Below are 15083 nucleotides of genomic sequence, written 5' to 3'. Positions count from 1 at the left end.
GCTGGTGGTTCGTGTCCGGAAGCCACGGTGTCCTGCCGTTCTCTCTGGTTGTCTTCACCGCAATCCTGTCACCTGTTCGGAATGCGTTCTACTTGGCCTTGCTTTCCGGCCGGATTCCGGCTGGTCAGGCGTGATCTGAGCGGACACGCCTGGTACCCGCCACGCGGATACCGGACACGTCACGGAACCCTGGTGCATACTTGCGCGACGCGGTACGTCACGATGGACTACCGCTAGCTGTATCGCTAGTAGTAGAGCTATGACACCTACCCCCGGGCAAGCGGGGACCACGGAGGAGGACACGTGAGCGCGACCGCGGATCACGCGGACGGCAAGAGCGGCGGCCCGAACATGGCCTCCCGGCTCGGCTTGGAAGCCGGTTGGGTTGTCCAGGAGATCGGGTACGACGACGACTGCGACGACGACCTGCGTGACGCCATCCGGGAGGTCACCGGAGAGGATTTCGTCGGTGACGACACCGACGAGGTCGTGGACGCGGTCCTGCTCTGGTTCCGCGAGGACGACGGCGACCTGGTCGACGCGTTCTTCGACATCCTGACCGACCTGAAGGCCGGCGGAGTGGTCTGGCTGATGACTCCGAAGGTCGGCCGCGACGGTTACGTCGAGACCAGCGACATCGCCGAGGCGGCCCCGGTGGCGGGCCTGGCCACGACGAGCACGCTGAGCGTGACCGACGACTGGTCCGCGACCAAGCTGGTGGTCCCGAAGTCCGGTCGCCGCGGGTGACCTTCCCGGCTGCGGGCAGCCGGGCACCCGACTTCAGCACCCAGAACCAGTACGGCGAACCCGTCCGGCTGAGCGACTACGCCGGCCGGCGGGACGTCGTACTGGTCTTCTATCCGTACGCCTTCAGCCAGGTCTGCACCAGCGAACTCGCCGCGCTCCGCGACCGCCCTTCGCTGCTGGCCGCGGCGGAGTTCCTCGCCGTCTCGTGCGACCCGCTCTTCACCCTCCGCGCGTACTCCGACGCGCAGGCGTTGCCGTTCAGCCTGCTGACGGACTTCTGGCCCCACGGCGCGATCGCGTCGGCGTACGGCGTCTTCGACCCGGCCCGCGGCTGCGCCCTCCGCGGCACTTTCGTCATCGACCGCACCGGCACCATCCGCTGGTCCGTCGTCAACCCCCTCCCCGAACCCCGCAACCTCGACGACTACGCCGAGGCACTGGCAAAGCTCGGCTCAGATCTCAGGTAGACTCCTCCGGTCGTTTGATCCGGGCGGATAGCTCAGTTGGTAGAGCGCTTCCCTTACAAGGAAGATGTCGGGGGTTCAAGTCCCTCTTCGCCCACCTTTCAGTTGAACACCGTCGCGACCAGGCGTTCGAGTGCTGGCGGGAAGATCTCGAGGATGTTGGCATCCGAGTCACCCATGGTGATGGCGGCGGTGAGGGTTTTGGTGCCGTCGGGGGTGCTGTACATGAGGGCGCCGTAGCCGCCGGGGGCGCTGCCGTTGTGGTGGTAGAGGGTTTGCGAGCCGACCTCCTCCTTGAACAGGCCGAGGGCGTAGTTGAGTGGGCCGCTCTTCGGTTCCGGCGTACGCATCTCGGACAGTTGGTCCGCGGGGATCAGCTTGCCGCTCTGCAAGGCCGACATGAACACCTGGAGGTCCCGCGCGGTCGAGAGCATGCTGCCGGCCGCGAACAGCAGCGACGGGTTCTGCTCGGTCACGTCGACGACCTTCCACTCCTCGCCGTCCTGATAGCGGAAGTACCCGTGCGAGTGCGGCCCGGGGATGTCCGTACGGTCGCCCGGCTCGATCGTGCCGCTCAGGCCGAGCGGCTTCACGATCCGGCTGTCCAGTTCCTCCGCGAACGTACGGCCCGTCACGGCCTCGATCAGCAACGCGGCGACCGAGTAGTTCGTGTTCGAGTAGCTCCACTCGGCGCCCGGCTCGAACCGCGCCGGCTTGGACAGCGCGAACCCGACCAGCTCGTCCGGCGTGTACCCGCGCAGCCGGTTGTCGGCCCACTCCTTCCCGGTCGCGGGCAGACCGGCGACGACCGTGCCGTCGGGGTAGTACTCACCGGTGTAGTTGAACAGCCCGCTCGTGTGGTTGAGCAGCATCCGGACGGTGATCCGCGGGTCCAGTTCGAACCGCGGCAGCCGGTCGGCGACCGAACCGTCCAGCGCGAGCTTGCCCTCGGCCACCAGTTGCAGGACGACGGTCGACACGAACGTCTTCGTCACGCTGCCGACCCGGAACTGCCCGCCGACCGGCGGCGGATCGGTCCGGCCCAGTTCCCGGATCCCGGCGGTGACCGTCTGCTCGCCGTGTTCGTCGGACACCCGCAGTTCGAGCCCGCCGAAGCCGGCGTCGACGAACTCCTGGGCGGCCTGCTGCAGATCCTGTACGGACATTCGTTGCTCCTCGTCGTCGTTGTTGCTGTACGTCGACGACGATCCCCGGGCGGCCTGACACGACACCGCCACGGCGCTGACGCGGAGTGCTGGTGTACGGCATTCGTGCGGGGCGTATCGGAACCTTCCGTCACTCGTTGGAACCATGTCGGCAGTCCCGGGATTCTTAACCATTGGCTGGCGAGAACGGACTCCTCCAGGGCGGGTCCCGGCTGGTAGGGTTCACGGCTGTCGGTCGGCGAGATGTTGCACCGGGTGTGCCCGGTCGCGGCGTCTGTTCCGGCTGCTGGAGAACGGGGCTGCAGTCGGTGAGAAGTGAGGCGGGTCTGCCCGGATCCGCTCCGTCCAGTTGGGGAGGCACGTGTCCGTGGGTCGCCAACAGACCGGCGTCTGCCCGTGTCCCGGCGTACCCGCTGGTGAGGCCCCGCTGGTGGTGGCATCGGCGTGAGAAGTGGTGCGGACCGGCCGGCGATCTCCACCGGGCCGGCGTTGATGATTCCCGCCGGGTACCCGCGCGACCTGCCGAGTGCGCTGCTGCGGGCCGCGCGTGACTTCGCCGGCGCCGGGGTCGTCGAGATCGGCCCGGACGGCCGTGAGACCAAGCTGGACTTCCCGACCCTGCTCGAGCTCGCCGCGCGGATCCTCGCCGGCCTACGCGCGAACGGCGTACGCGCCGGTGATCCGGCGGTCGTGCACTGCACCGAGCCGGTCGGTTTCTTCGCCGCGTTCTGGGCCTGCACGCTCGGTGGCATCCGCCCGCTGCTGGTCGCGCCGAATCCGGGCGGCGACCGGACCGAGGAGGGCCGCGAACGGCTCCGCCGGATCACCGACCTGCTCGGCTGGACGGTCCTGATCGGCCGTCCGTCCGACCTGCCGAACGACCTCGGCCTGCCGGTCCTCGACCCGGACGCGCTGGCCGGACACGAGCCGACGTCCGACTTCCACCGCCCGGCCGCGGACGACGTCGCCGTACTGATGCTGTCCTCCGGTTCGACCGGTGCGCCGAAGATGGTTCAGCTGACGCACCGCGGGTTGGTGGAGTTCGCCGCCGGTACGCCGGCGATGCTCCCGGTCCGCCCCGGCCAGACCACGCTGAACTGGCTGCCGCTGGATCGCAGCGGGGCGTTCCTGCTGTACCACCTGCTGCCGGTGTTCACGGGATGTACGAACATCCACGTCAACACGGACTGGGTACTCGCGAACCCGCTGCGGTGGTTCGACCTGATGGAACAGCACCGGGTCAACCACTCCTGGTCGCCGAACTTCGGGTACCGGCTCGCGACCGCGGCCGTCGCGGGGGAGCCCGACCGGCACTGGGACCTGTCCGCGCTGCGCAGCCTGGTCAGCGGCGGCGAGCAGATCACGGTGCCGGTGATGTCGGAGTTCCTGCGCGTCACGAACCGGTTCGGTGTCGTACCGGAAACCTTCGTCGCGGCCTGGGGAATGACCGAGACGGTCACCGGGATCACGTTCGCGCGGCCGGGGCTGACGCCGAACGTGCACCGCGTACGGATCCCACCGACCGGCGTCGTCGAGTGGGTCGACCAACGCCCGTCCTCCGGCAAGGTCGCCGTCGCGCGGCCGGGTGCGCCGCGGGTCGAGGCGCCTGGCGTTCTCTCGCTGGTCTCGGTGGGGGCGCCGGCGCCCGGTACGACGGTACGCATCGTCGCGCCGAACGGTGCCGTCCTCCCCGAAGGCCGGATCGGTCAGCTGCAGGTCGCGTCCGCGCGGGTGACACCGGGGTACCTCGGGAACCTCGAAGCGGACCGGGTCGCATTCCCGGTCGGCAACTGGCCCGCCCGGAAGTGGCTCGCGACCGGCGACCAGGGCTTCATCACCGGCGGGCAGGTCGTCGTCACCGGCCGGGACAGCGAACGCATCATCATGTCCGGCAAGCTCCACTACGCCCACGACATCGAATCCGTCGCCGCGACGGTGGTCGGCGCCTCGTCAGGCCTGGTGGCCGCCTGTGGAATCGCCGACGAGGAAACCGGCACCGACCGGCTGGTCGTCTTCTACGCCCTGACCGCCGACTCGGTCCCCGGCATGGACCAGGCCATCCGCAGCCTGATCCAAACCCGCCTGGGCCTGGCCGCGCAGGTCGTCGGCGTCCCGCGCCGCGACTTCCCGACCACCCCCGGCGGCAAGATCCTCCGCCCGCTCCTCAAGCAACGCTGGATCGACGGCACCCTCGACCCCGCCTCGCACCCGCACGTGGAACCCGCCGGCGCCACCCAGTCCAGCGGCCCCACCGGCCAGGGCCCGTCCACGACCCCCGAGCTCACGCCGTACGCCGACGAGGACCCGTCCGAACGCACCACCGAACTCCCGGTCGTACACCTCGCGTGGAAACGAGAGCTCCAGCAATCCATCCCCACACCCCCCGAACGCCCCACCCTCGGCACCACCACCGAGCCGGACTCCCGCAGTTACGTTCCCACGCCGACCGACGTGCGTACGGACCTCGCGTCCCCCACCGCTCCGGAGCAGTCCCCCCAGACCACCCCGCCGACCGCGAAACCGGCGACCGCGCAAGCGCAGACCGCGGAAGCGCAGACCGCGGAACCGCAGACCGCTCCGCCCCCAGCCGTACCCCTGTCGGAGTACGGCCCCGCCCCCGTCTCCCGCCCCGCCGACCCCACCACAACCGTCCCCGCCCCACCCCCAACCGACGAGCCCGCAACCACAGAACTAACCCGCATCACAGCCACCACCCCACCACCAACCGAACAAGCCGAAGCCACCGCCGCACAACCCGACCCCACCCCACCCAACCCAAACCCCCAAGCCGCCGCCTCCCACCCCGACACCACGATCACAACCGACGGCGCGGGCACGGCTGACGCCTCTGGTACGACCGGCGAAGCGAGCGCAGCCGACGGTGCGGGTACGGCTGGCCGCGCGGGTACGGCCGGCGATGCTGGTACGGCTGACGGTGCGGGCGCAACCGGCGACGCGGGTATGGCTGACGGTGCGAGTAGGGCCGGCGCGAGCGCATCCGGCGGCGTGGGTGCAGCCGCCGATGAGACTCCCGCCGCCTACGCACCCATCCCGACCGACGCAATCTCGGACGCCCGCACGGACGCCGCAGGCGCGCCCGAGGACCCAGCCGAAACCCCGGCCCTCTCCACACAAGCGGGTACGGCGGACGTGGTTACGGGTCGTACTGCGGAGGCGTCGAACGCTGGCAATGGCGAAACCGCGGCAGTGACGGCCGAAGATGCGAGCGGAACGCACGCCGAGGTTCAGCCTGCCGACCATGCAGCGAACTCCGAGGACCTGAGCGCGCGGAACGACGAACAACCGCCGCTCGTATCGGACGCGCCCGACGAACTGTCGGAGGCCGCGGACACCCACCTCACCGACGACGTACAGGGCAGCTCGGACCAGACAACCTCCGAGCGCACCAACGAAGACGCCCCCACCGCCGAACAGCAACCCAACGCCGAACCGACCGCACCCACCGCCGAAGACTTCGCCGACGAGAACCCGGCCGACGACAAGTACGACACACGCGACGGCGACAAGGCGACTGCCGAGCACGCGCAGCCGGACGCCGACCAGCCGAGCGCCGATCACGAAGCCGCGACCACCCAAGCCGAACAAGCCACGAACCAACAGACCGCAGCCCTCGCCGCCGACACAGCCCCCGACGCTGACACGACCCCTGCCGACGACACGACCGTCGGCGAAGACCACGCGTCCGGTCTCCACGACGAACTGGCCGACACCGAGCACGACGCCCCCACCAAACCCCAGGCGGCAGTCGAGGATCACAACTCACCGGCGCCCCACACCGAGACGCCCGCCGACACCGAGACCCAGCAAACGGCTGCCGACGAAACCGGCTCGACTGTTCCGCAGAGCCGGCCTGTTCTCGACGCGGCGGGGGCCGAGTACGCGGGTGTGGACGAGGACGATTCGGCTGTTGGACAGAGCCGGCCTGGTGTCGGTGCGGCCGGGTCCGAGTACGCGGGTGCGGACGAGGTCAGCTCGGCTGTTGTGCAAAGCGAGGCGGTTGTCGACGGGGCTGACGTTGAGGCTCAGCAAGCAGTTGTTGACGAGCACGGCCCGGCTGTTGCGCCGACCGAAGCGGCTGAGGGCGAAGTCCTGCACGAGGTAGCTCTCGGTGCGGACGCCCCGGCCGCCGTCGACGGTACTGCAGCTGAGGCGGCAGCGTCCGAACAGGACGAGCCAGCCGACGACGCGGACGGCGCGCCGGCCGCAGAGCCCGACGCGACTGCTGCGGCTGTCGCGGGGCTCGACGCGGATGGTGTGTCCGACGCAGACGATGCGTCCGTTGCGGGGCCCGACCTGGATGGTGCGTCCGTCGCGGACCCCGACGCGGGCGATGTGTCTGTCGCGGAGCCTGACGCAGATGGTGTGTCTGTCGCGGGGTCGGGGGTGCTCGCGGAGTTCGGCGAGGCTGGTGCGGACGACGTCGGACTCGTACGCGATGAAGCGGCGGTTGGCGCGGACCACGCGGTCGCTCCGGGAGAGGCGGGCGAGGACGCCGTACTCGAACCCGCTGCGGGCGTGGCGGGCGAGGGTGCCGTACTCGAACCGGCTGCAGATGTGGTCGGCGTACGGTCCCGCGACGAGTCGGCAGGCGACGTTCAGACGGCTGGCGAGCAGGCTGACGAAACGGTCGGTGAAGCAGGCGGCGAGGCGGGCGAGGACGCTGTACTCGAACCTGCCGCCGGCGAGGGCGCCGTACTCGAACCTGCCGCGGGCGTGGCGGGCGAGGGTGCCGTAGTTGAACCTGCTGCAGGTGTGCCCGGCGTACCGTTCCACGATGAGTCGGCCGGCGACGGTCGGACGGCTGACGAGCAGGCCGAGGGAACGGACAGTGAAGCTCGCGGCGAGCTGGCTGAGGAGCTCCGTTCGAGCGATCGTGAGTCCGAGGGATCGGATGTACCTGCGTCTGACGTAGCGGGTGAGGGAGAAGCCGGGGCGGATGGCGGCGGCTCGCAGCCGGTCGACGGGGGCGGGGCGGGCGCGAGTACGACGACTGCCGAGGCTTCGGAGGTGGAGTCGGAAGCTGCGAACGCGCATACCACCCTGGACGTCCACGACGCCGCAGGCGAGAACGCAGATGCCGCCGAGACGCTGAGCCTCTCGGCAGAACCGCCGACAGTTGCCGCCACGCAGGGCGCGGCCGCCACTGACGAGCCCGACGTCGGCCTCGAGCCCGAGGACATCTCCGACGCCGCGGACGACAAAGCAGTCACAGTCGATGTGCGCGCTACCGGCGAGGGGCAGACGACAGGTTGGGCGCGTGGGGTTGGGGAGGCGGATGCGGTCGAGGGCGCGGCGGCCGCCGGGAACGCGAATGCTTCCGGGGATGCAGCGGTCGTCGAGGACGTGGATGCTGCCGGTGAGACGCCTGTCGCTGGGGTAGTGGGCGCTGCCGACGACGCTGCGATCGCCGAGGACGCAGATGCCGCCGATGATGCGGAGGCTGCTGACGACGTACGTGTTGTCGAGGACGTACGTGTTACCGGGGACGCGAATGCTGCTGGGGACGCGAGTGCTGTCGATGATGCGGAGGCTGTCGAGGACGTACGTGTTGTCGAGGGCCTGCGTGTTGCCGGGGACGCGAGTGCTGCTGGGGACGCGAGTGCTGTCGATGATGCGGAGGCTGTCGAGGACGTACGTGTTGTCGAGGGCGTGCGTGTTGCCGGGGACGCGAGTGCTGCTGGGGACGCGCGTGCTGTCGATGATGCGGAGGCTGTCGAGGACGTACCTGTTGTCGAGGGCGTGCGTGTTGCCGGGGACGCGAGTGCTGCTGGGGACGCGCGTGCTGTCGATGATGCGGAGGCTGTCGAGGACGTAGGTGCTGTCGAGGGCGTGCGTGTTGCCGGGGGTTCGGAGGTTGGCGGCGGTGCAGAGGCGACGGGGCACGGGAATGTCGGCGAGGACGTCGACGCTGCTGACGCGGATGCTGCCGCCTTGGGTGTCGAGAGCGTGGACGTTGCGGTGGGCTCGCAGGGCGTCGGGGGTTCGGTTGAGGACGCCGCCATAGCAGCTGCTGAGGACGTGGATGCCGGCGCCGGGGTTGTCGATGGCACCGGGGCGGTGGACGTTGCCGAGGGTGCCGGTAGTGCCGGTGCGGCGGACGCTGCGGAGATCGCGGACGCGGCGACCCGAGAGGACGTGGTCTCTGCCGGGGCGGTAGACGCTGCGGGCGAGGCGGCTGCGGAGTCGGGGAGCGCGGGCGAGGCGGATGACGGGGCTGCCGGGCGTGTGGAGAGCCTCGGTGGCGTGAAGCGTGCGGCGGGTGGCGACGGCGCGGGTGGCGACGGCGCGGGTGGCGACGGTGCGGCGCTCGTGGGAGTCGGTGGCGAGCGGGTGGTTGTCGCCGGGGATGCGGCGGAGATGGACGGTGTGGTTGCTGAGGGCAACGACGGCGCGGCGGTCGTGGGGGTTGGTGGCGAGCGGGTGGTTGTCGCGGAGGACGCGGCGACGGTCGGCACGGTGGTTGCTGAGGGCAACGACGGGGTCCGGGAGGGTGCGGGTCGTCCCGGCGGTGAGGGGAACGGCGGCGCGGACACGGGTGCCGGTGCGAGCGGCGTAGCGGCCGCGGTGGTCGGGCCGGGTGTGACTGCGGCGGGTGTGACTACGGCGAGTGTGACTGCGGCGGGTGTGGCTGCGGCGGGTGTGGCTGTGGCGGGTCGTGGTGTGCGGGGAACGGAGCACGTAGCTGCGCCTCCTGCTGAGGTGGTTGCGCGGGCTGGGGTTGTGGAGCCGGTGGCTGTGGTGGGGGTGGCTGGGCGGTTTCCGGGGGCGGAGACGTTGGAGGGGTTCTGGGAGAACCTTGTGGGGGGTGTGGAGAGTGTCCGGCGCGGGCGGCCGGAGGCGGGGGACGGGGTTGTTGCGGTTTCGGGTGTGTTGGAGCATGTGGAGGCGTTCGACGCCAAGTTCTTCGGGTTGAGTGATCGTGAAGCCGAGTTGATGGAGCCGGCGCAGCGGTTGTTCCTCGAGGTTTGTCATCAGGCGCTGGAGCACGGTGGGTACGCGGGTACGTCGGACCGCGTCGGTGTGTTCGCCGGTTCCGGCATGAACCTGTACAACCGCCAGCACCAGTCCCGCGACTCGATCGCCACCCGGGTCGCGTACCGGCTCGGCCTGACCGGTCCCGCGATCGGCGTGCAGTCGGCGTCCTCGTCGTCGCTGGTCGCGGTGCACCTGGCCTGCCAGGCGCTGCGGTCGGGCGACGCGGATCTCGCGCTGGCCGGTGCCGCCGCCGTACAGGTGCCGCAGGCAACGACCTACCACCCGACGCCGGACTCGATCCTGTCGCCGAGCGGCCACGTACGCGCGTTCGCCGCGGACGCCGACGGCACCGTCGGCGGGAACGGCGTCGCCGCCGTACTGCTGAAGCGTCTCGACCAGGCCCTCGCCGACGGCGACACCGTTTACGCCGTGATCCGCGGCACCGCGGTGAGCAACGCCGACGGCAACCAGGTCGAACTGGTGGAGCGCGCGCTGCAGCGGGCCGGGTTCGACGCGGACTCGCTGAGCTACATCGAGGCGGACGGGATCGGCAGCGCGGCCGCGGACGCCGCCGAGGTGAAGGCGCTGACGATCGCGCTGCGCCGGCACACCGACAAGGTCGGGTTCTGCACGCTCGGGTCGGTGAAGCCGAACATCGGCCACCTGGACAGCGCCGCCGGGATGGCCGGCCTGATCAAGACGATCCTGATGCTGCAGCACCGCACGCTCGTGCCGACGATCAACTTCACCGCGCCGAACCCGGCGCTCGCGCTGGACGGCAGCCCGTTCGTGATCGGTACCGACGCGCGCGAGTGGACCGTACCGCTGCAGTCCGGCGGTACGACGCTGCGCGCCGGCGTCAGCGCGCTGGACCCGAGCGGTACGAACGCGCACGTGATCCTCGAGGAGGCGCCGCGCCAGATCCGCCGCGGCGACGACGGCCCGGTCGTCCTGCCGCTGTCCGCGCCGGACCCGGACGCGCTCGCCGATCTGGTCGAGCTGTACCGCTCCGACCTCGGCCACGGCACCGGCCACCGGCTGATCGACCTTGCCGGTACGGCGGCCCTCGGCCGGCCCGCGCACCGGTACCGGATCGCGGTCGCGGGCGCTTCCGAACTGGAACTCGTCAGCGCGCTCGGATCCGCGCAGCCGACCGAAGTACCGCGGGGCGGGCCGGGCCCGCTCGGGTATGCGTTCACCGGGCAGGGCGCTGCGCGCCGTGGGATGGCTGCCGGGCTTGCGGCGCGGTTCCCGGTGTTCCGCTCGGTGCTCGACGAGTGCGACCGGGTGTACCACGAGGAGACCGGCGGCAGCCTGAACGAGCTGCTCCTCACCCCGGCCGGCGGCGCGGAAGGTGTCTGGCCGACCGAGACGGCGCAACCGGCGTTGTTCGCGTTCGAGGTCGCGTTGGCGCGGTTGTGGCAGTCGTTCGGTGTGCAGCCCGCACTCGTCGTGGGCCACAGCGTCGGTGAGTACGCGGCTCTGTGTGTCGCGGGCGCGCTGTCGGTGGCGGACGGCGTACGGCTGACCGCCAAGCGCGGCGAACTCATGCAGCGCGGCACCGTGCCCGGCGCGATGGTCGCCGTCCGGGCCGATGCCGACCGGGTCCGCGAGATCGCCCGGACCGCTGGCGTGGAGGTTGCCGCGGGCAACGGTCCGCAGTCGTTCGTGCTGACCGGGTCCGAGGTGATCGTCGGGCAGCTGGCGGCGCAGCTGGACCAGTTGCAGGTCGCGTGGCAACGGCTGGACGTGGACCGGGCGTTCCACAGTTCGTTGGTCGACCCAATCCTTTCGGACTTCGCGGAGATCGTTCGAGAGATCACGCTGAAGCCGCTGCGGACGCCGATGGTGTCGAGCTGGTCGGGTGATCTGCTCGAGTCCGGAACGGTGCTCGACAGCGACTACCTGGTCGGTCAGCTGCGGCAGCCGGTGTTGTTCGGGGACGCGGTCGAGGCGGTGACCGCGGCCGGGTGCCGGCGGTTCCTGGAGCTCGGGCCGGATGCCGTACTGAGCCCGGCCGGTCGCCGGATCGCGCCGAACAGCACGTGGATTCCGGCGCAGCGCCTCGGGCAGGATCCGGTACTCGCGACGATGAACGGGCTTGCCGAGCTGTACGAGCAGGGGACCGAGATCGCGTGGGCGAAGGTGTACGCCGACGGCGGTCGCGTGCCGCTGCCGACGTACCCGTTCCGTCGCGTGCACCATCCGGTCGACCCGTCCGTGACGGTGCTCGCCGGTCCTGGTACGGCAGTTGCCGGGGACAACAATGCGCCGCGGCTGAACGCGTTCGAACGGGCCGCGCGGGCGCAGTCGGTGGTGTTCGAGCCGCCGTCGAGTGCGGCGGTGAAGCGGATTCCGCTGGACCCGCCGGTCACGCCGGAGCCGGTCGAGCCGGAGCGCGACGAGGCGGAACGGGACGAGCCGGACGCGTTCGCGTTACCGGCCGAGACGCATGCGATCGACGCGGACTACCTGGCGCAGGCGGGGTCGTTGTCCGGCAACGAGATGTCGGCGGAGCGGTACCGCGAGTCGCTGGATGTCGTACTCGATCTGACGTGCGAGGTGCACAACCTCGATCCGTACGACCTGACCGTGGACCACACGTTCGCGGAACTGGGTGCTACACCGGCGTCGATGGCGCCGGTCATCGACGAACTGAACAGCCGCTTCGAGGCCGGTCTCGCGCCGGACGACCTGTTCCTCACCTACACAACCCCACACAAACTCGCCACCGCAGTCGCTGTCCAAACAGCTGAGCCTGTCGTGGAGGAGCCCCAGCCTGAGGAACCAGTACAGATCGAAGAGCCGGTGGAGACCGAGAGTGCTGCAAGGGATCCGCGGGCGGCGTTGGCGGTGTTGGGGTCGGGGCTTGCGGAGTTGGCGGCGAAGGTTGACGAGGCGGCGGCCGCCACCAGTGAGGCGGACCTGCCCGGTAGCGGTATGGCCGCGCTCATGTCGCAGCAGTTGCGGGTAGCCGGTCAGTTGGTCGACGGCGTCACCAAGCTGATGCGCGAACAGTTGGCCCTCCTCACTGAATCAACAGAAGAGCCGGATGCGAACGCTCTGCAGGTCCGGGTACTGGATTCCACCTCCTGGGACGACCTGCCGGCAGTCGCCCCGAAGCCGGACGACATGCGCCGCGACCTCGCGTACTGGGAACAAGTACTCGCCGGAGCCGAGCCGTTGGTCCTGCCGTCGGATCGCGTGCGCGGACCCGGCGACGACGCGGTCGCCTCGGTCGAACGGAAGCTCGACGAGGAGCTCGCCGACGCCGTCTTCGCGTACAGCCGGGACCGCAAACTCAGTCCGGTGATGACGATGCTCGCGGCCACCGCGACCGTACTCGGCCGCTTCGCCGCGCAGGACGACGTGACGATCGGCTCCGCGCTGATCCGCCCGAAGGGCGAGCCGGATCCGCGCCCGGCGCTCCCGCTCCGCATCGACCTGTCCGGCGAGCCCGAGCTGGGCGAGTTGACCGAGCGGATCCGCGACATCACGACGGCCGCGTCCGACCACGCCGGCGCCGACCTCGGGTTCTTCGAGCGCGACCCGCTGTTCCAGATCCTCGTCGACTTCGAGGACGGCGACGACGAGCTGCCGCCGTCGATCGACCTGAGGTTCCGGCTCACCCACAACGGTGCCGGCATCACCTGTACGGCGGACTACCGGACCGGCCTGTTCGAGCAGCGCACCGTCGAACGCCTCCTCGGCTACCTGGCCGAAGTGTTGCGCAGGGCAACGACCAACCCGCAGCTCCGGCTGCCCGAGCTCGTCCTCCCGGTCGACTCCGACCTCGAACTCCTCCGCGAACTCGAGTCGGATGCCGACCCGATCGCCCCGATCGGGCGAGTACGCCGCGACGCCGTGGTGGCCGGCGAACTCAGCGGACTGCACACCCTGTTCGAGCAGCAGGTCGCCCGGACCCCGGACGCGATCGCCGTCATCCAAGGCGATCGCGAGCTCACGTACGCCGAACTCGACCGCCGCTCGAACGCCGTCGCCTGGCAGCTCGCCGACCTCGGCGTGAAGCCCGGCGAGATCGTTGCCGTCCGTGTTGCCCGCGGCACCGAAATGGTCGTCGCCGTGCTCGCGGTGCTGAAGTCCGGCGCTGCGTACCTCCCGCTCGACCCCGGCGTACCGGAGTCGCGCTGGGCGTTCATGGTGCACGACGCGGCCGCCGTCGCGCTGGTCGGCGACGACGCGGCACTGGCGGATCGCCTCGGCCTGCGACTCGTACCGGTCGTCGCCGCCGACGGCGACGCGCGAGCGCGGCAGGCGCCGCCGGTCCGGGCCGCGGCCGACGACATCGCGTACTGCATCTACACCTCCGGTTCGTCCGGCAACCCGAAGGGCGTCGTGGTCCCGCACCGCGGCCCGGTGAACCTGGTCCGGCACTACCTGCGGACCAGGCGGTCGCTCAGGACGTTGCAGTGGACCTCGTTCGGCTTCGACGTCCACGTACAGGAGATGTTCACGACCCTCGCGTCCGGCGCGGCGCTGGTACTGATCGGCGAGGACGACCGGTACGACCCGGACGCGGTCGTCGCGGCGCTCCGCGATCACGGCGTACAGCGGCTGTTCATGGCGTTCAGCCCGCTGACCGCGTTGCTGGCGACGATGCGCCGGCTGCCCGAGCTGCCCGCGCTGCGGGAGATCGTCGCGGGTGGCGAGGCGATGGTGCTGACGCACAAGGTGCGGGAGTTCCTGGACGCGCATCCGCAGTGCCGGCTGTTCAACGAGTACGGGCCGACCGAGGCGTCGATCGTGACCACGATCCACGAGGTCGACCCGGGCGAGGACCGGCCGTCGATCGGCCGTCCGATCGAGGGCGTGGCCGTCCGCCTGCTCGACGCCGCGCTGCGCCCGGTACCGGTCGGCGCGGTCGGCGAGATCCACCTCGGTGGCGCCGCGGTTGCCCAGGGCTATCTCGGCCGGCCGGAGGAGACCGAGCACGCGTTCGTCGGCGATCCGGGTCACCCGGGCGCCCGGCTGTACCGCAGCCGCGACCTCGGCCGCTGGCGCATCGACGGCACCTTGGAGTACCTGGGCCGCGCGGACGACCAGGTGAAGATCCGCGGCCACCGGGTGGAGCCGGGGGAGACGGAGCACGTACTGGCCGACCAGCCCGGCGTGGTCGACGCGGTCGTGGTCGCGCAGGCGGACCCGGCCGGCGACACCTGCCTGATCGGGTACGTCGTCCTCGAGGACAGCGACCCCGCCGTCCTGGCCCGGCTGATGCTTGACCTCGGCAAGCAGCTGCCGATCTACCTGGTCCCGGCGGACCTGATCCCGATCGAGGAACTCCCGCTCGACGACATCGGCCGCCTCGACCGCGCCCGCCTCCCCGAACCCGAATGGCTCAGGCCCTAGTTCTGCACCGCGGACGGGGGGTCAGGCCGGTGGCAGACCCCTCCGCTGCCATCGTCCACCGTTCACGGTGCAGAACCCGCGTTCGATTCCGTCCCTCCACGGGATCGATCGCGACCGAACCGGTCGGACGTTGCCGAAGGCATGCGGGTTCCCGACCGGTGCTGCACACGGTTGCGGCGGGGAGTCTCCTCACCCGCCGCTCGCGTGTTCCGGAAGATCCAAGGCCCCCCTCGATCTCCCGTTGTGGCGTCCGGCCCGAGCCCCCTCGGCCGGTCGTGGATGACGGTGCCCCCACCCCATCCATCCCTTGAATCGCTGCGCGTAGGGCAGTCGTTACACG

Annotated in this window: 4 protein-coding genes and 1 tRNA gene; 4 read left to right on the top strand and 1 reads right to left on the bottom strand. The window is 70.5% G+C overall.

All coding sequences use genetic code 11. The features are described from left to right. Positions 1 to 303: 303 nt before the first annotated feature. From ACFYRU_RS37965 to ACFYRU_RS37955, 3 genes are all read left to right on the top strand, one after another. Positions 304 to 747 (top strand): DUF3052 domain-containing protein, encoded by a 444-nt coding sequence (locus tag ACFYRU_RS37965; RefSeq protein ID WP_141862960.1) that lies wholly within the window; start codon positions 304 to 306, stop codon positions 745 to 747. Next, a complete protein-coding gene (locus tag ACFYRU_RS37960; RefSeq protein WP_387668369.1) occupies positions 744 to 1214 on the top strand; it encodes a peroxiredoxin in 471 nt (156 codons plus the stop codon). Before ACFYRU_RS37965 ends, ACFYRU_RS37960 begins: the two co-directional genes overlap by 4 nt. Positions 1215 to 1235: 21 nt before the next feature. Then, positions 1236 to 1308 (top strand) — tRNA-Val (locus ACFYRU_RS37955). Positions 1309 to 1312: 4 nt separating this feature from the next. On the opposite strand, the gene ACFYRU_RS37950 is transcribed toward ACFYRU_RS37955, so the two are convergent. Further along, a complete protein-coding gene (locus ACFYRU_RS37950; protein WP_387668367.1) occupies positions 1313 to 2377 on the bottom strand; it encodes a serine hydrolase domain-containing protein in 1065 nt (354 codons plus the stop codon). 444 nt (positions 2378 to 2821) lie between these two features. Between ACFYRU_RS37950 and ACFYRU_RS37945 the strand changes: the two genes are divergently transcribed. Beyond that, positions 2822 to 14743: an amino acid adenylation domain-containing protein gene (locus ACFYRU_RS37945; RefSeq protein ID WP_387668364.1), complete on the top strand. Its 11922-nt coding sequence runs from the start codon at positions 2822 to 2824 to the stop codon at positions 14741 to 14743. Positions 14744 to 15083: the final 340 nt, after the last annotated feature.

The organism is Kribbella sp. NPDC004536, from assembly GCF_042873835.1.
Taxonomy (GTDB): domain Bacteria; phylum Actinomycetota; class Actinomycetes; order Propionibacteriales; family Kribbellaceae; genus Kribbella.
Note: the sequence above shows the minus strand (reverse complement) of the source record. Positions and strands in the feature narration are given on the sequence as shown.

What these genes read in the sequence shown, in the direction of transcription:
- ACFYRU_RS37950 (WP_387668367.1), bottom strand. Translation starts at nt 2,377, where the DNA reads ATGTCCGTACAGGATCTGCAGCAGGCCGCCCAGGAGTTCGTCGACGCC.